Origin of the sequence: Pandoraea sp. 64-18 (assembly GCF_001899225.1) — a bacterium.
In the GTDB taxonomy this organism is placed as follows: Bacteria; Pseudomonadota; Gammaproteobacteria; order Burkholderiales; family Burkholderiaceae; genus Pandoraea; species Pandoraea cepalis.
In genome coordinates this window covers 98,129-115,990 of the sequence record NZ_MKVU01000012.1, presented here as the reverse complement: position 1 = coordinate 115,990, position 17,862 = coordinate 98,129, and the positions used below count along the sequence as shown (strand labels likewise).

The following is a 17,862-nucleotide window of genomic DNA, read 5'->3' as shown; positions in this document are numbered from 1 at the left end:
ACCATTACCTAACGTCATGTCAAAAGCTCTGATCATTGCCGAGAAACCGTCCGTCGCGAATGACATCGCGCGGGCGTTGGGCGGCTTTACCAAGCATGACGAGTACTTCGAGAACGACGACTACGTCGTCTCGTCGGCAGTTGGCCACCTCGTCGAAATCGGCGCGCCGGAAGACTATGAAGTCAAACGCGGCAAGTGGAGTTTCGCCAACCTTCCCGTGATTCCTCCGCATTTCGACCTCAAGCCGATCGCCAAGAGCGAGTCGCGTCTGAAGGTGCTCACGCGGCTCATCAAGCGCAAGGACGTGGACGTCCTGATCAACGCCTGTGACGCGGGACGCGAAGGGGAACTGATTTTTCGCCTGATTGCGCAACACGCGAAGGCGAAGCAGCCGGTCAGGCGGCTGTGGCTGCAATCGATGACGCCGCAGTCGATTCGTGACGGCTTCAGTCGCCTGCGCAGCGACGACGACATGCTGCCGCTGGCCGACGCCGCGCGCAGCCGCGCCGAAGCCGACTGGCTCGTGGGCATCAACGGCACGCGTGCCATGACCGCGTTCAACAGCAAGGGCGGTGGTTTCTTCCTGACGACCGTCGGTCGCGTGCAGACGCCGACGCTGTCGATCGTGGTCGAGCGCGAAGAGAAGATTCGCAAGTTCGTGTCGCGCGACTACTGGGAAGTGCGCGCCGATTTCGTTGCCGCCTCAGGCTTCTACGAAGGCCGCTGGTTCGATCCGAGCTTCAAGCGCAACGAATTCGATCCGGAGCAGCGCGATTCGCGTCTGTGGAGCGTTGCGGCGGCCGAGTCGGTCGTGGCGGCGGTGCGCGGCAAGCAGGGCACGGTCACGGAAGAATCGAAGCCGTCGACGCAACTCTCACCGCTGCTGTTCGACCTGACGAGCTTGCAGCGCGAGGCCAACGGCCGCTTCGGTTTCTCTGCCAAGAACACGCTGGGTCTGGCGCAGGCGCTGTATGAAAAGCACAAGGTGCTGACGTACCCGCGTACCGACGCGCGCGCGCTGCCGGAAGACTATCTGGCCACCGTCAAGGAGACGATGGCCGTGCTCAAGGAGAGCAACAACTACCACCAGTTCGCCAACCAGATCCTGAGCAAGGACTGGGTCAAGCCGAACAAGCGGATCTTCGACAACAGCAAGATCAGCGATCACTTCGCCATCATCCCGACGCTGCAGGCGCCGAAGAACCTCTCCGAGCCGGAACAAAAGCTGTACGACCTCGTCGTCAAGCGCTTCCTGGCGGTGTTCTTCCCGGCGGCCGAGTATCAGGTGACGACCCGGATCACGGAAGTGGTGGGCCATCACTTCAAGACCGAAGGCAAGGTGCTCGTCAACGCTGGCTGGCTGGCCATTTACGGCAAGGAAGCGCAGGGCGACGGGAAAGACGGCAAGGAAGAGCAGCCGAACCTCGTGCCGGTCGCGAAGGACGAGAAGGTTGGCGTCGACAAGGTCGAATCGGTCGGCCTGCAAACCAAGCCTCCGGCACGGTACAGCGAAGCGACGCTGCTCTCGGCGATGGAAGGCGCGGGCAAGCTCGTTGAAGAGGGAGAGTGGCGCGAGGCGATGGCGGGCAAGGGTCTGGGGACCCCGGCCACGCGGGCGGCCATCATTGAAGGGTTGCTGACGGAAAAGTATCTCGTGCGCGAAGGCCGCGAGTTGCATCCGACCGCCAAGGCCTTCCAGTTGATGACACTGCTGCGCGGGCTCGGCGTCGACGAACTCACGCTGCCCGAACTCACGGGCGAATGGGAAGCCAAGCTCTCGCAAATCGAGCGCGGCGGCCTCAAGCGTGATGAGTTCATGCACGAGATCGCGCAAATGACGCAGACCATCGTCAAGCGCGCGAAGGAATACGACTCGGACACGATCCCGGGCGACTACGCCACGCTCACCACGCCGTGTCCGCATTGCGGCAGCGTGGTCAAAGAGAACTATCGGCGCTTCGCGTGCACGAGCTGCGCCTTCTCGATCTCGAAGATCCCGGGCGGGCGTCAGTTCGAAATCCCGGAAGTCGAGGACCTGCTCAAGAACAAGACCATCGGACCGCTGTCGGGATTCCGCAGCAAGATGGGCCGTCCGTTCTCGGCCATTCTCAAGCTCTCGCCCGACGACGAGATGGGTTACAAGCTCGAGTTCGACTTCGGCCAGGACAGCGGCGACGAAGACGGTGAGGCCCCCGATTTCACGGGACAGGAGCCGGTCGGCAAGTGTCCGAAGTGCGGCGGAAACGTGTTCGAGCACGGCATGCGTTATGTCTGCGAGAACGCCGTCGCCAGCCCGAAGACTTGCGACTTCACGTCGGGCAAGGTGATTCTCCAGCAGGAAATCACGCGCGAGCAGATTCACAAGTTGCTGACCGAGGGCAAGACGGATCTGCTGACGAGCTTCAAGTCGTCGCGTACGGGGCGAACGTTCAAGGCGTATCTGGCCAAGCAGAAGGACGGCACCATCGGCTTCGAATTCGAAGCGAAGGCACCGAAGAAGACGGCTGCGAAGGCTGGCGACGCCGAGGCTGACGGCAAAGCCGCCCCGGCGCGCAAGACGGCAACGAAGACCGCGGCGGCGAAGGCACCGGCCAAGAAGACAGCGGCCCGGAAAACGACGGCCAAAGCCAAGCCGGTCAAGAAGGAAGCCACGTCCGGCGCGTCCAACAACGCTGCCGTCGAGGACGAGGATCCGCCGTTCTAAGCGGATCGAGTACGGCATCGCCCGGTTGTCGCCGGGCAATGAAAACGGCCACTTCCTTGCGGGAGTGGCCGTTTTTTCATCTCGCGAAGCGCACTACGTCACACCGAAATGCCCGTGGTGGGCGCGCTCGGCGACGGGATCTTGGGGGGCACCCAGCGTTCGGCCGCCGAAATGCCTTCGTTCTGGCGGAAATACTCGACGGTGAGATCGATGAAACCGCGCGTCTTGGCCGACAGATACTTCCGGCTGGGATAGACGAGCGAGACATCGACCGGCGTTTGGGAGTAGTTGCGCATCAGCGCGACGAGATCGCCGTCGCGCACATCGTGCCCCACGAGATATGACGGCAGGAACGCAATGCCGTGCCCCAGCAGCACCGATTGACGCAGCAGCGCCGTGTTGTTGCAGATGAACTTGTTCTGCACACGCACGCGCACCTCGCCGTCCGGGCCGGAAAACACGCGGTCTTCGCTCCAGATGTCATTCGGCAGACCGAGCACACCGTGCTCGCCCAGCTCTTGGGGCGTGACCGGTTCGCCGTGCTCGGCGATATACGCCGGCGAAGCACACAACATCACGCGCGTCTCGGCGAGCACGCGTGAAATCAGGCTTTCGCTGTTGATCATGCGCGTGAGCAGAATGCCGCAATCGTAGCCCTCTTCCACCAGATCGACCGCCCGGTCGGTCAGCGCGAGATCGACCACGACCTTCGGGTGCAACTCCTGGTACTTCTTGACGAGCGGTGCGAGGTTGCGTAGACCGAACGACACCGGCGCAACGACCTTCAAGGTGCCTTTCGGATCGCGTGAGGCGCTGGAGATGAGGGCGTCGGCCTCGTCGACTTCGTCGATGATCTGCCGGCAGCGTTCGAGATACACCTGCCCGGCACCGGTCAGCGACAGACTGCGCGTGGTGCGATTGAGCAGGCGAACACCGAGATGCGATTCCAGTTCGGCGACGTGCCGCGTGACCACGGCGGCCGACAGGTCCATCTGGGCAGCCGTACGGGCAAAGCTGCCGTTGTCGGCCACTTTGACGAAAACGCGCATCGATTGCAGACGATCCATAGTGTTTCCAATCGTGATGTGCCGCGTCGTACTGGCAAGGACAAGCATGGGCGGGCCGGCCATTCACCGGCGCTGCGCGCACCCGCGGGCACCGGCCTGACCCCCGCCCCGGATCGTTCCGGGGTGGGCCGTGCGTGCCGCCAGGGCTGTCGACACGGCGGGGAGACTTCAATAAGGCGCTAGCTTACCGTAGGCAGCCGAAACTTGCCTGACGTGGCAACGATTTTGGTGCATGACCGCCCTGTGACATGCGCCTCAGGGCACCGGGATCCGCGACAGATGCGGGAATTCACTCGACGTCGTCAGCCATCACGTCTGCTTCTCGCCACTTTCGCGCCACTTTCGCGCCGTGAGCCGGGTGTTTGACGCAGGTCAGGGCGCGGCGTTCGCAGCGCCGCTACAGTCCTCTATCACCTACTGTTACAGGCCGCGTCATGACTCCGCTCCGCCTTTCGTCGACGCCTTGCGCCAACGCCGCAGCCCCCAGCGAACCGCACGCTGGTACGCCATGTCCCGGCTGTGCGTCGCGGACGTCGTCCGAGGGTCACGGGCATTCACGATGCGGCACGCCGCCGGCGCCGCGAAACACCGCGGCCCCGTCCGCCCCGCTTCACTTCGATGCACAACTGCTCGCCCGTTACGACGTGAACGGGCCGCGCTACACCTCGTACCCGACGGCACTGCAATTCCGTGACAACTTCGGCGCTGACGACTATGCGCGCGCAGCCGCGCAGTCCAAGCGCACTGGCAAACCGCTGTCGCTGTATGTCCACGTGCCGTTCTGCGACACGGTGTGCTTCTACTGCGCGTGCACCAAGATCGTCACGCACAATCGCGCCCACGCGCAGGCCTACGTCGAGCGCCTGCATACCGAGATCGCGCGGCAGGCGTCGCTGCTCGGCGCCGGCCGCGGGCTCGCGCAGATGCATTGGGGCGGGGGCACGCCGACGTTCCTGTCGTTGGAACAGATCGCCTCCCTTGTCGAGGCCATCAGCCGCCATTTCGTGATGACGCTCGACGACAGCGCCGAGTACGCCATCGAAATCGACCCGCGCAGTGCCGGCCCGGCATCGATCCGCGCCTTGCGCGCGCTCGGGTTCAATCGTCTGTCCATCGGGGTGCAGGATTTCGATCCCCGTGTCCAGGCGGCGATTCATCGCGTGCAGCCGCGCGCGCTGGTCGAAGCCACGCTCGACGCCGCGCGAAGCTGTGGTTTCCGGTCGGTCAACTTCGATCTGATCTACGGCCTGCCGTATCAAACGCCCGAGTCGTTCTCGAATACGCTCGACGCCGTGATCGAGATGGCGCCGGAGCGCCTGTCGGTCTTCAGCTACGCGCATCTGCCGCAACAGTTCAAAATGCAGCGCTGCCTGCCCGACGCCCTGCCGGACGGCCCGCAAAAGCTGGCGCTGTTGCAGACGATCATTGCCCGCCTGAGCGCAGCGGGCTATGTCTATATCGGCATGGATCACTTCGCGCGGCCCGACGATGAACTCGCCCGTGCGCAGGCCGCTGGCAGTCTGCATCGCAACTTCCAGGGTTACAGCACACGGGCCGATTGCGACCTCGTCGGGGTGGGCATGTCGGCCATCGGCCGGGTGGGGGATAGCTACGCACAGAACGCCAAGACCCTGAAGGCGTATTACGAAGCCATCGATGCCGGCGGACTCGCCATCGCGCGTGGCGTGCGACTCGATGACGACGACCATATCCGGCGCGACGTCATTTCGCGCCTGATGTGCCACATGTCGCTGGAATTCGCGCCCCTCGAACAGGCTTACGACATCCGCTTCGCCAGCTATTTTGCGAGTGAGCTGGGCGAGTTGGCCGAGCTGGCGGCCGATGGTCTCGTGGCCATCGAGGCCCACGGACTGCGCATCTTGCCGGCCGGACGCTTGCTGGTTCGCGTCGTCGCCCAGGTCTTCGATCGCTATCGTCGCGGTAACGCTCACTCGCGATGCGCAAAAGTGATGTGAGCGCAGCGCGGGTCGGCCCATGAAAAAACGCCCGGTGAAGTGCTCACCGGGCGTTCTCACTTTCTGGGTTGACGAGGCTGACGAGGCGATTGAGGCCAACGACGCCTCAGCAGCATCGTCCGCCGCCTTTGCCGCCGTAGCGCGCTTCCTGCCGTTCCCGGAAGAACGCCTCGTAGCTCATGACCGGCTGATCCGGGTGCGTGGCCTGCATATGCGCGACATAGGTGTCGTAGTCGGGCAGGCCGACCATCAGACGCATGGCCTGCCCCAGATACCGGCCCACCTTACCGACTTCATCGAGCATGGCGTCGCCCCCGGCCTCAGACCTGACGACCGGTCGGCATCGGCTCGAACGGCGTTTCGCGAGCCGTCGGCTTGTTGGCCTGGCGTGCCACGAGGATGGTGCGTACGCCGAAGATCGCCACGGATACGACCACGAACATAAACACGCCGGAGAGCGTTGCATCGACGTAATCGTTGAACACGATCTGCTGCATCTGCGCGACCGACTTGGCCGGCGCGAGCAACTTGCCGTCGGCGAGCGCCGCCTGATAATTGGCCGCGTGCGCCAGGAAGCCGACCTTCGGATTCGCATCGAACATCTTCTGCCACCCGGCCGTGAGCGTGCAGGCCAGCAGCCACAGCGTGGGCAGGACCGTCACCCAGGCAAAGCGCTCGCGCTTGAGCTTGTAGAGCACGCACGTCGCGAGGATCAGCGCGATCGCGGCCAGCATCTGGTTGGAGATACCGAACAGCGGCCACAGCGTATTGATGCCGCCCAGCGGATCGACCACGCCCTGGTACAGGAAGTAGCCCCACGCAGCCACGCACAGACCGGTGGCGGTCAGGTTCGCGGGCCACGAATCCGTGCGCTTGAGCGACGGCACGAATGTCCCCAGCAGATCCTGCAGCATGAAGCGGCCGGCACGCGTGCCTGCATCGACCGCCGTCAGGATGAACAACGCTTCGAACAGAATCGCGAAGTGATACCAGAACGCCATCATCGCTTCGCCGCCGACCACCTTGTGCAGGATCTGGGCCATGCCGACGGCGAGCGTCGGCGCGCCACCGGCACGCGAGATGATCGTGTTCTCGCCCACGGCGTGTGCGGTGGCGGTGAGCACGTCCGGCGTGATGGCAAAGCCCCAGCCCGAGACGACGTGCGCCACGGCTTCGGGCGTCGTACCGATCACGGCGGCCGGGCTGTTCATCGCGAAATACACGCCCGGATCGATCACCGAGGCCGCGACCAGCGCCATGATGGCCACGAACGACTCCATCAGCATGCCGCCGTAACCGATGAAGCGCGCGTTGAGTTCGTTATCGAGCAGCTTGGGGGTGGTGCCCGACGAGATCAATGCATGGAAGCCGGACACGGCCCCGCACGCGATCGTAATGAAGAGGAACGGGAACAACTTGCCCGACCAGACCGGGCCGCTGCCGTCGACGAACTGCGTGAGCGCGGGCATCTTCAGCTCGGGTGCGACCACCAGAATGCCGATGGCCAGCGCCATGATCGTGCCGATCTTCAGGAACGTCGACAGATAATCGCGCGGCGCAAGCAACAACCACACAGGCAACACCGATGCGACAAAACCGTAACCGATCAGCATCCACGTGAGTTGCTTGCCGTCGAACGTGAACAGCGGCGCAAAGGTGGCGCTGTCGTGCACGTTCTGGCCGAAAAAGATCGCGGCCATCAGCATCACGAAGCCGATGATCGACACTTCCCCGATGCGGCCCGGACGGATGTAGCGTGTATAGACGCCCATGAACAGCGCGATCGGGATCGTCAGTCCGACGGTGAACGTGCCCCACGGCGAACCGGCCAGCGCCTTGACCACGATCAGCGCCAGCACGGCCAGAATGATGATCATGATGAGGAACGCGCCGAACAGCGCGATCACCCCGGGAATCATGCCGAGTTCGGACTTCACGAGATCGCCCAGCGAGCGGCCGTCGCGGCGCGTGGAAATGAACAGCACCATGAAGTCCTGCACTGCGCCCGCGAACACCACTCCGGCGAGAATCCACAACATGCCCGGCAAATAGCCCATTTGCGCGGCGAGCACCGGGCCGACGAGCGGTCCTGCGCCGGCAATGGCCGCGAAGTGGTGCCCGAACAGCACATAGCGATTGGTCGGCACGTAGTCCAGGCCGTCGTTATGGCGCCAGGCCGGCGTCATGCGCGAGCCGTCGAGTTGCGCGACGCGCGTCGCGATGAACTTGCTGTAGAAACGATAAGCGATCAGATACACGCAGACAGCCGCGATCACGATCCAGAGTGCGCTGACGGTTTCGCCGCGCGATAGAGCCACCGTGCCAAGCGCGCAAGCGCCGACGACGGCCACCGCTGCCCAGGGCAGTTGTTGCCAGATGCGATTCATTGTCTCTCCTCGGAACTGCCTCCTTCAGGCAGCAACCCGGGACCGCGCCGTTGCGGCACTGCCCCGCCTCTTGACCCGGCACCATGACGGCACCGTGGAACGTGGCTCGCAGCACGCGCCCCTCTTTCGGGGGCCTGCGCACAGCAAGGACCGGTGGTGCTACGCAGCGCATCGGCGTGTGAACATCCGAACTGGCGTAACACCGGCGAGACGCTGACGAATGACACTCGGCAGCCCCGGCCACGATTCGGCGTGTAGTATTGGCGTTTGCCCGCTGCGCCACAAGCGCGAAACTACGCAGGCCCGCTACGTGCTATTACGTAGCGAAGCCCCGTGAAACGCGGCATTGCAGCTTTCCGAATGCCATGAATCTCCGACAGAAATTTTTCGTCCTGGCGCTGTTGCCGGTGGCCCTGGCGATGGTCGCCATCGCGCTGGCCGTGCGACACCAAGGCAACGAGCTTTCGAGCGCGCAGCACGACGCTGTGCAAACCACATCGCTGGCCAACAAGCGGGCGGAGCTGCTGCATTACGTGGGCCTTGCGCGCAAGGCCATCGAGCCGCTGTACGACGGCCCCGACACGCCCGCCGCCCGCGAGGCGGCCCTCGCCATCCTTGCCCGCCTGGAGTTCGGCAAGGACGGCTACTTTTTCGTCTACGATCTCGAAGGCCGCAGCCTGATGCACCCGCGCCAACCCGAGCTCGTCGGCCACAATCTCTGGTCGCTCAAGGATGCGTCGGGCGCGCCCACGATCCAGCGCCTGATCGCGGCGGCGCGCGCCGGCGGCGGCTACGTGCAATATCCGTGGGAAAAGCCGTCCCTGCACCAGATGGCGCCAAAGCTCGGCTACGTCGTCGCCCTGCCCCGCTGGAACTGGATGATCGGCACCGGGATTTATCTCGACGACGTCGAAGCTACGCTGCGCGCGTCGGACGAGCGCGCGCAGGCGAACATCGATCGCACGCTGATCTGGATCACCCTCATCGCCTCGACATGCCTGGCGATCGTGGCCCTGTGCGGGCTCGTCGTGAACATCACCGAACTCAAGACCGCCGATGCGAAGTTGCGCCAACTGGCGCGTCAGGTGGTGGAATCGCAGGAAGTCGAGCGCGCGCGCATTTCGCGCGAACTGCATGATGGCATCAGCCAATTGCTGGTGTCGGTCAAGCTACTGCTCGAGTCGGCGTCGATGCGTTTGCCGGGCTCGCCCGCCGCCGCCAGCACCGCGCTGGGCGTGGCCATCGAGCGGTTGAACGGCACGCTCGGGGAAGTACGACGTATTTCGCAGGCGCTGCGCCCGGCCATGCTCGACGATCTCGGTCTGGCCGCGGCCATCGACCAGCTCGCACGGGAGTTCGGCTCGCATGCGAATCTGCCTGTCGAGATGCAAGTCGAAGGCGACGCCCCCGTGCTGGACGACAACATCAAAACAATGCTCTATCGCATCGCGCAGGAAGCGCTGACCAACATCGAACGCCATGCGCACGCGTCGCGCGTTTCGATCCTGCTGATGTTCAAACCCGACGGCATTCACCTGTCGATTGCTGACGACGGCTGCGGATTCGACGTGACCGACGTGCATCACAATCCCAGCCATGGCATCGGCCTGCGCAATATGCGCGAGCGGCTCGATGCCGTCGGCGGCGTTCTCGGCATTCAGTCGTGGCCGGGTCTTACCACCATCAGCGCGTGGGTGCCCCTCACGCCCGCCGCCGCGAAAGCGGCGCTTCGTACAGCCTCACACCAATGACGCAAGCGCATCCCATTCGACTGCTCCTGATCGACGATCACCCGCTCGTGCGCGATGGACTGCGCGCACGCTTCGATGCCTCGCCCAACCTGCAGGTCGTCGGTGAGGCGGGCAATGCACAGGAAGCGCTCACGCGGGCGAAGACATCGTCGCCGGATCTGGCGCTGATGGACATCAGCATGCGCGGCACGAACGGCATTGAACTGACGGCCCAGTTTCGCGAGCAGTTCCCCCACATCGCCGTGCTGATCCTCTCGATGCATGACAACGCCGAATATGTGCGTCAGGCCGTCCGCGCCGGCGCACGCGGCTACGTGCTCAAGGATGCCCCCGCCCACGAGATCGTGACCGCCATCGAACGCGTGGCGCGCGGCGATTCGTACTACAGCGCCGCCATTGCCGCGCGCGTGGTGCAGGCCTCGACGTCGCACGCGCCCATCGATACGCTTACACCTCGCGAACGCGAAATCCTCTCGCGGATCGCGCGCGGACTGGCAAACAAGCAAATTGCCACGGAAATGGATTTGTCGGTCCGCACCGTGGAGACGCACCGGCTCAACATCAAGCGCAAGCTCGGCATCGAGGGGCAGGCGGAGTTGATCAAGTTTGCGGTGGAGAATCGACTGTAGGTCGCGTGGGGGCGCCTGTCGAGCGCACGGCGCGCATGGGTCGAGTGACGGTACGGCGCTCACACCGACCGTGATCAGTGCACAAATGGGTTGTATACCTCCACGCCGGTACTGGAAAAATCCCTCACGTTGCGCGTGACCACGACAAGCCGATGCACCAGCGCAGTGGCAGCGATCAACTTGTCGATGGGGTGCTCGGAATGGGGCACGCGTAGACGTGCCCAAACGTTACAGATCGTCTGGTCCACCGGCAAAATCTCTCGCGCGTAATCGCGTTTCAGCTTTTCGAGCCATGCCTCGATCAGCACCGCCTGTCGCGCATCATTCCGGTGCCGAAGGACTTTCACACCACGCTGTAGTTCTCCCAGCGTGATGACCGAAAGAAAGCGCGGTGATTGATCACGATCGGTCCGACGGATAAAGCGCTGAACCCCTTCGTCACCGCCCCCGCATTTCCGACACTCGCTAATAACGTTCGTATCGAGTAAATACATCGGACACTCATTGCCTTAATTGATACGTTCAAAATCGCTGTCCAGTCCAACATTCGGCATGGCCAACAGTGCTTCCCCCAGCGAGCGAAACCCCGGAACCCGCGCCACGTTATCCAGAATCGTCAGCACTTCTTCCTCCGGGGTTCTCCCGTACATGGCCGCACGCGACCGAATCGATCGCATGAGCGGTTCGTCAATACCTTCGATCAACATCATGTGCATCAGCGCCTCCTGGGGTTCCGAATGGAAAAGTCGTTGTCCGAACAGAACAACAGGAGAAATGCTATCACCACAGTCCTATCGAAAACCGCCCCGATCCTTGCCTGGCAAGCCTTTCGGAAGTCTCACAAGGCAACAAAAATCCCACCGAAGTCTCCCTCGGTGGGATCGTTGTGTGCATCCTTAACTTGATCCGTGATGCCGGCGTCTCGCAAGTTCAGCGCGCGATCATTCGATCATCGGACGAATCACGACTTCAGGCGACGCTCGATGTCGGTCTTCGTGTCGAGCAACGCTTGCGGCAGACGATGATTGAACGTGTCGAACAGTTCGGTGTGGAGCTTCAACTCCTCGTGCCAGGCAGCCGAGTCCATCGAGGTCACGTCGTCGAACTGCGACGGCGTGAACGACAGACCGTTCCAGTTCAGGTCCTCGTAGCGTGGTGTGATGCCGAACGCGTTCTCCACCCCTTGCGCCGTGCCGTCGATACGGCCGAGCATCCACGCCAGCACGCGCATGTTCTCGCCGAAGCCCGGCCACACGAACTTGCCGTCCGCGCCCTTGCGGAACCAGTTCACGCAGTAGATCTTCGGCAACGCGGCGCCAAGCTTGTCCAGATGCGCGCCGGTATCGAGCCAGTGCTGGAAGTAGTCGCTCATGTTGTAGCCGCAGAACGGCAGCATAGCGAACGGATCGCGGCGCACCACCCCCTGCTGGCCCGCCGCCGCGGCCGTCGTCTCCGAGCCCATGGTCGCGGCCATGTACACGCCCTCGGTCCAGTCGCGCGCTTCTGTCACCAGCGGCACGGTCGTCGAACGGCGGCCGCCGAAGATGAACGCATCGATCGCCACCCCGGCCGGGTTTTCCCAGTCGGCATCGATCGACGGACATTGCGATGCCGGTGCCGTGAACCGCGAATTCGGATGCGCCGCCTTGCGGCCCGTCTCCTTCGCGCTCTCCGGCGTCCAGTCCTTGCCCTGCCAGTCGATCAGATGCGCCGGCGGCGCGTCGGTCAGGCCTTCCCACCACACATCGCCGTCGTCCGTCAACGCCACGTTGGTGAAGATGACGTTCTCACCGAGCGTCGCCAGCGCGTTCGGGTTGGTCTTCTCGCTGGTCCCCGGGGCCACGCCGAAGAAGCCGGCTTCCGGATTGATCGCGTATAGACGGCCATCGCGGCCCGGCTTGATCCAGGCGATGTCGTCGCCAATGGTCTCGACCTTCCAGCCGTCGAAGCCCTTCGGCGGGATCAGCATGGCAAAGTTGGTCTTGCCGCAGGCCGACGGGAACGCCGCCGCCACGTGATACTTCCTGCCCTCGGGCGACGTCACGCCGAGAATCAGCATATGTTCGGCGAGCCAGCCTTCGTCGCGGCCCATCTTCGAGGCGATGCGCAGCGCGAAACACTTCTTGCCCAGCAGCGCATTGCCGCCGTAGCCCGAGCCATAGCTCCAGATTTCGCGGGTTTCCGGAAAATGCACGATGTACTTCGTGTTGTTGCACGGCCATGCCACGTCCTGCTCACCGGCGGCGAGCGGCTTGCCCACCGTATGAACGCAAGGCACGAACTCGCCGTCGGCGCCCAGAACGTCATACACGGCACGGCCCATGCGCGTCATGATGCGCATGTTCACGGCCACGTACGGTGTGTCGGACAATTCCACGCCGATATGGGCAATCGGCGAGCCGAGCGGACCCATCGAGAACGGTACGACATACATCGTGCGACCGCGCATGCAGCCCTGGAACAGGCCGTCGAGCGTCGTGCGCATTTCATGCGGATCGATCCAGTGATTGGTCGGGCCCGCGTCTTCGCGCGTTTCGCTGCAGATGAACGTGCGGTCTTCCACCCGCGCGACATCCGACGGATCGGAGAGCGCGAGGAACGAGTTCGGGCGCTTGGCCGGGTTGAGCCGCTTCATCGTGCCGGCAGCCACCATCTGCTCGCACAGACGGTCGTATTCCTCCTGTGAGCCGTCGCACCAGACGACACGCTCGGGCTGGGTAATCGCCGCGATGTGCGACACCCAGTCGATCAGCTTGCGATGACGCACCCAGGCGGGCAGATCACGGGTAGCGACATTGGACGAGGAGGAGGAGGCGTTGAGCGCGCTTGCGCTCACACTGGCTTGCGTCATGGGGGTTGTCTCCATGCAGAGTCGGGAAATCGAGGCGGACGCCGGGCGTCCGTCGTGCAGGCACCGTGGATGGCCGGGCGACCCTTCCGGTTGGGGATACCGGAAGGGCAGGATAGCCCCGGCGATCGCCGTGTGCGCAGAACCTTAACGCGCACGCAGGCATGGGCCGCACGAAGTACGGAGCGTGTTGTGTGGCTTGCGACGCACGCAAGTCCACACGCGGGACAGCAGGGGGCAACACGCGCACCGATACGTGCGCATCAGGCGTCTCGCTCACCGGGTCCGACTTGCTTTTGCGGGGTGGGTTCGATTTTTTGCCATCGTGTTGAGGCGGTTTCGCCATGGTTGCCAGGACACCTGCCATACTATGCAAAACGAGGCGTCAGCATACCACCGCGCAAATCGCGTCGGTGCTGCGTCGCAACAAGGCCGGCGCTGGGTGGCCCCGACAAACGCCGTCCCTGTGGTCGACCCGTTCGTCCGCCGGTCGCGGCGGCCTCAGACCCATGTTCCGCCCGCGCAGAGCGCTCGCCGTCCTGCGCCGATCCGATTACGTTTTGCCATGAAAATTGCCATTCTCGACGACTATCAGGACGCCGTTCGCAAGCTCGACTGCTTCTCCCTGCTGGCTGGTCACGACGTCAAGGTCTTCAACAACACGGTCAAGGGCGTCGGGCAACTCGCCGCCCGTGTCGGCGAAGCGGAAGTGCTCGTTCTGGTTCGCGAGCGCACCGCCATCACCGCCCAGCTCATCGACAAACTGCCGCGTCTGCGCATCATCAGCCAGACCGGGCGTGCCGGCGCGCACATCGACATCGACGCCTGCACCGCCCGCGGCGTGGCCGTGCTCGAGGGCATCGGCTCGCCGACCGCGCCGGCCGAACTCACCTGGGCACTGATCATGGCCGCCCAGCGCCGGATTCCTCAATATGTCTCCAGCCTCAAACACGGTGCGTGGCAGCAGTCCGGTCTGAAATCGTCGAGCATGCCGGCGAATTTCGGGCTGGGTCAGGTGCTGCGCGGTCAGACACTCGGCCTCTGGGGCTACGGCAAGATCGGCCGACTCGTGGCAGGCTACGGCCGCGCGTTCGGCATGGAAGTGATGGTCTGGGGACGTGAAGGATCGCGAGAAGCCGCCGCCGCCGATGGCTTGCGCGTGGCGAACAGCAAGGAAGAACTGTTCACGCAAAGCGACGTGCTGTCGTTGCACCTGCGCCTGAACGACGAGACGCGTCACCTCGTCAAACTCGACGACCTGCTGCACATGAAGCCCACGGCACTGTTCGTGAATACGAGCCGTGCGGAACTGGTCGAAGAGAACGCATTGATCACGGCACTCAATCGGGGCCGCCCCGGCATGGCCGCCATCGACGTCTTCGAGAGCGAGCCGATTCTGCAGGGCAACCCCCTGCTGCGACTGGAGAATTGCGTGTGCACGCCGCACATCGGCTACGTCGAGCGGGAAAGCTACGAGCTGTATTTCCGCGTGGCCTTCCAGAATATCGTCGATTTCCTGAACGGCGACCGCTCGCACGTCGCCAACCCGGCCGCGCTGCTCGGCTTCGGGCGCTGACATCCGCCGCGCCGGCGAGGCGCCTACGCCATCGTGTCCCGATGTCGCAGGAAAGTTTCGCCGTCCTGGCGACCCAGCGCGAATGCCGGGCCCATCATGTCGGGGCGAGTGTAATCCCAACTCGAAATCGGCACGGGCACCGACGGCTGCACGTACAAGCGGTCCTGCCCGGCGTGATGTTGCGTAAAGATCTGCGGACGTGGATAGCGCCGCGTCACCAGCACCAGCACTCGCCCCGGCGTGGCGTCGAGCGCATCGACCGGTACGTTGTCGACCATGCCGCCGTCGAGCACAGGGCGACCGTCGCGCCGCAGAATCGGCGTGAACGGCGGCGTGCATGACGATTGCAGCATCAGATCGGCCAGATCCGCTGTCGTTCGGCAGTCCTGCGCGCGCACGAATTCGGGGGTAAAACCGAGCTGCCTCGCGAGCGTTGGATGCAACGTGCGACGCACGTGCTTGTCAATGTTGTAAGCCACTAGCCCCGCCGCCGTCGCCATGCGTGGCCCCAGCCAGCGCGGGATGTGTGACAGTCCCACGCGAATCTCCGGCGCCGCGGCAAGTTTGTCGAGCTGGCCATCATAGATGGCGAGCAGCGCCTGACGATAGATGCGGTAATGTGGAAACACCCGCTCACGGCGCACCAGATTGCCCCAATAGGCATTCTTGCGATTGCTCGCGAGCGCCTGCCGGTAGTAATCCATCACCCAGTCCGACGAGCGCATGTGCAGCATGCACGCCGTGGCCGCGCCGGCCGAAATACCGGTGATGACACGCGGGCGCAGCGGCATGTCGCGCGTCACGCGTTCCCAGAATCCCGCCTGCCACCAGCAACGGTTGCCGCCCCCGGCGAATACGATCTGATCGAACACTTGCCCTCCTCGGTGCTATCGCGCGAGCCACGTCGACCGCCTCGCGCCTGTGTGCTCACAGCAGCGCGTAGGTCGTCGTCGCATGCACGGCCATCTTGCCCGACGCGTCGAGAATTTCGATTTCGCCGAACACCAGGTTCTTGCCGCGACGCAGAATTCGCGCGATCACGCGCAGATCGCCATCGGTCACCGGGCGCATGAACTGCGTGTTGAGCGTGACGGTTGTCATCGGCTGGAAGCCGCCGAGCGCGGCTGAGAGTGCCACCACCATCGCCGTGTCGGCCACGGCCATGAACACCTGCCCGCAGATCACGCCACCACCATGCTTGAATGCGGCATCGAACGGCAATCTCAGCTCGCTTTGCTCCGGTCCGGTCGCCTCGATCCGCAGATTCAATTGCCGCACCCATGGCGACACGAGTCCGTCGAGCATCTTCTGCGCTTGCACCAGCTCCATCCTGAGCGTCCTCCGGTTTCGTTGAGACGCCGATGATAGCCCCAAAACAGAAGCGCCACCCCGCCAGGGGTGGCGCTTGCGTCATCCACCAGGGTCATGCGCCTCAGTCATGCGCGCGAATAACCCTCAGCGGCCGATCATCCGTTCGTCTTGTCGTGACGAATCCGTCGGCTCTGATGATTCTCGCGGTGCTGCACGCCGGCCTGCTCGCCCGCGCTCACGTGACCGTTTTTGCCCGCGTGCGCTTCGGCGGCGTCGACATGCGCCTGCCCGCGCTCAAGGCTACCGGCCTGCTGGTTGGTCAACGTACCAGCGGCTTGTCCTTGCGCGATGCGCTTCTCCTGATTGACGTTGCGTTGCACGTCAGCCTGCATGCGCTCCGACGACGCCGATCCGGGATTCGCTGCCCGGTCGTTGTGCTTGAGCTGCTCGATCTTTGCGCTCTCCTTGTTCTGGGCGCGGGCGATGCGGGCCTTCTCGGCCGCCGTATCGCCGGTGTGATCGGCGTGCGCCTGCATCCGGTCGATCTTCGCCTCGCCCTTCTCGAGACGCGACGCTTCCTTCGTCGTCAACTGACCGCTCTTGAGGCCATTGTCGATGCGCTGCTGTTGCTTGACGTCGCGCGACGTCTCGGTCGTGGGCGTCTGGGCAAACGCCTGCGAGGCGAACACTCCGCCCAAGGCAAGGGTCGCGGCGCTCAGAATCACGGTTTTGCGGACGTTCATGATGGAATCCTTATTGGCTTTGCACTGCTTTGAGTTGGCCTGAACGCGCATGCGGTGATGCGTCTTCAGGAAACCGGCGGGGATCCGGGCCGTTGGCGGGATTGCCAGCGAATGACCGTGTCCTTATGCGGTTTAACGGCGCAGGCGAGCGCCGCGCCGACAGCCGGCGTGTAACCGGGCAGTCCGAAAAGTAACCACGTGTAATCGGCGCGCCTGTCGCGATTCGCGCTATGTCCCTGAAATCGATAGGACACCCGCAGACAGCGCCGTAACGATTTGATACAGTGGTGCCCATTTGGCCGGCACGCGGCGCTAGCGAGCGTGCCACTCCGTACCTGTCAGCCCCCTTACGCGAACTCGCGAGTCAAGAAGGAGCCTTCCCCATGCAGAGCACCAGAGACGATCTCGGCAAACTGATCTTGCGCCTTACCCTCGGCATCCTGCTGCTGTTTCACGGCGTCAGCAAGGTCATCAACGGGATCGGCTTCATCGAGGGCATGATCACGTCGCACGGCCTGCCGAGCTTTCTCGCCTACGGCGTCTATCTCGGCGAACTGCTCGCCCCGGTCCTGCTGATTCTCGGCGTTCTCACCCGTCTGGGCGGCCTGCTCGTCGTGGGCAATATGGTGATCGCGTTCTCGCTGGTGCACCTGAACCAACTCGGCGATCTCGCGAAGACCGGCGGCTGGTCGCTCGAACTGCAAGCCTTCTACTTGTTCACGGGCGTTTGCCTGATGCTCTTCGGTGCGGGCCGCTACAGCGTGTCGGGCGGTCGCGGCGCCTGGGACTGATCGAAGGACGAAGCGCGTCAGGCGTGCCCTTTTGCGCGCACTATCGCACGCAGTTCATGAACGGCCCGCCCTTGTCGAC

The 17,862-nt window shown here is 63.8% G+C and carries 14 protein-coding genes and 1 pseudogene; 6 read left to right on the top strand and 9 right to left on the bottom strand.

The features are described 5' to 3' along the window. Nucleotides 1-16: 16 nt before the first annotated feature. Complete coding sequence (locus BGP02_RS09010) at nt 17-2,704, top strand: DNA topoisomerase III (RefSeq protein WP_286798382.1); 2,688 nt, start codon at nt 17-19, stop codon at nt 2,702-2,704. 98 nt (nt 2,705-2,802) lie between these two features. Here BGP02_RS09010 and BGP02_RS09005 read toward each other — a convergent pair whose 3' ends face one another. Next, nucleotides 2,803-3,771 (bottom strand): LysR family transcriptional regulator, encoded by a 969-nt coding sequence (locus tag BGP02_RS09005; RefSeq protein ID WP_017233789.1) that lies wholly within the window; start codon nt 3,769-3,771, stop codon nt 2,803-2,805. A 614-nt stretch (nt 3,772-4,385) separates the two neighbouring features. On the opposite strand from BGP02_RS09005, the pseudogene hemN reads away from it, so the two are divergent. Further along, nucleotides 4,386-5,747: pseudogene (hemN, locus tag BGP02_RS09000) on the top strand (oxygen-independent coproporphyrinogen III oxidase); the annotation flags it as partial. Nucleotides 5,748-5,853: 106 nt separating this feature from the next. Here hemN and BGP02_RS08995 read toward each other — a convergent pair. Further along, nucleotides 5,854-6,051: a YbdD/YjiX family protein gene (locus tag BGP02_RS08995; protein WP_017233791.1), complete on the bottom strand. Its 198-nt coding sequence runs from the start codon at nt 6,049-6,051 to the stop codon at nt 5,854-5,856. 16 nt (nt 6,052-6,067) lie between these two features. Next, entirely contained in the window at nt 6,068-8,134 is a 2,067-nt protein-coding gene (locus BGP02_RS08990) for a carbon starvation CstA family protein (RefSeq protein ID WP_017233792.1), read from the bottom strand. Nucleotides 8,135-8,499: 365 nt separating this feature from the next. On the opposite strand from BGP02_RS08990, the gene BGP02_RS08985 reads away from it, so the two are divergent. Both BGP02_RS08985 and BGP02_RS08980 read left to right on the top strand, forming a co-directional pair. Beyond that, a complete protein-coding gene (locus tag BGP02_RS08985; RefSeq protein WP_017233793.1) occupies nt 8,500-9,885 on the top strand; it encodes a cache domain-containing protein in 1,386 nt (461 codons plus the stop codon). Continuing rightward, a complete protein-coding gene (locus BGP02_RS08980) occupies nt 9,882-10,514 on the top strand; it encodes a response regulator transcription factor (protein ID WP_150562011.1) in 633 nt (210 codons plus the stop codon). The genes BGP02_RS08985 and BGP02_RS08980 overlap by 4 nt, the downstream gene beginning before the upstream one ends. A gap of 74 nt (nt 10,515-10,588) precedes the next feature. Here BGP02_RS08980 and BGP02_RS08975 read toward each other — a convergent pair whose 3' ends face one another. The 3 genes from BGP02_RS08975 to BGP02_RS08965 form a co-directional block, all read right to left on the bottom strand. Continuing rightward, nucleotides 10,589-11,008 carry a type II toxin-antitoxin system VapC family toxin gene (locus BGP02_RS08975; protein ID WP_017233795.1) on the bottom strand — a complete coding sequence of 140 codons (420 nt, stop codon included), beginning with the start codon at nt 11,006-11,008 and terminating at the stop codon, nt 10,589-10,591. Nucleotides 11,009-11,023: 15 nt separating this feature from the next. Beyond that, complete coding sequence (locus BGP02_RS08970) at nt 11,024-11,224, bottom strand: DNA-binding protein (RefSeq protein WP_130024507.1); 201 nt, start codon at nt 11,222-11,224, stop codon at nt 11,024-11,026. A gap of 251 nt (nt 11,225-11,475) precedes the next feature. Continuing rightward, the gene (locus BGP02_RS08965) at nt 11,476-13,365 is read right to left on the bottom strand and encodes a phosphoenolpyruvate carboxykinase (GTP) (protein ID WP_286798381.1); all 1,890 of its coding nucleotides are present in this window, start codon (nt 13,363-13,365) and stop codon (nt 11,476-11,478) included. A 562-nt stretch (nt 13,366-13,927) separates the two neighbouring features. Here BGP02_RS08965 and BGP02_RS08960 point away from each other — a divergent pair. Further along, nucleotides 13,928-14,938 carry a D-2-hydroxyacid dehydrogenase family protein gene (locus BGP02_RS08960; protein ID WP_130024506.1) on the top strand — a complete coding sequence of 337 codons (1,011 nt, stop codon included), beginning with the start codon at nt 13,928-13,930 and terminating at the stop codon, nt 14,936-14,938. Between the two features lie 23 nt (nt 14,939-14,961). Here BGP02_RS08960 and BGP02_RS08955 read toward each other — a convergent pair whose 3' ends face one another. The 3 genes from BGP02_RS08955 to BGP02_RS08945 form a co-directional block, all read right to left on the bottom strand. Then, nucleotides 14,962-15,810, bottom strand: coding sequence for a patatin-like phospholipase family protein (locus BGP02_RS08955; RefSeq protein WP_261939416.1), 849 nt, complete (start codon nt 15,808-15,810; stop codon nt 14,962-14,964). A 55-nt stretch (nt 15,811-15,865) separates the two neighbouring features. After that, nucleotides 15,866-16,267: a PaaI family thioesterase gene (locus BGP02_RS08950; RefSeq protein ID WP_130024504.1), complete on the bottom strand. Its 402-nt coding sequence runs from the start codon at nt 16,265-16,267 to the stop codon at nt 15,866-15,868. A 137-nt stretch (nt 16,268-16,404) separates the two neighbouring features. Continuing rightward, entirely contained in the window at nt 16,405-16,992 is a 588-nt protein-coding gene (locus tag BGP02_RS08945) for a hypothetical protein (RefSeq protein ID WP_268567133.1), read from the bottom strand. A gap of 383 nt (nt 16,993-17,375) precedes the next feature. Between BGP02_RS08945 and BGP02_RS08940 the strand changes: the two genes are divergently transcribed. Continuing rightward, nucleotides 17,376-17,783 (top strand): DoxX family protein, encoded by a 408-nt coding sequence (locus BGP02_RS08940; protein ID WP_017233802.1) that lies wholly within the window; start codon nt 17,376-17,378, stop codon nt 17,781-17,783. The last annotated feature ends 79 nt before the right edge of the window (nt 17,784-17,862 follow it).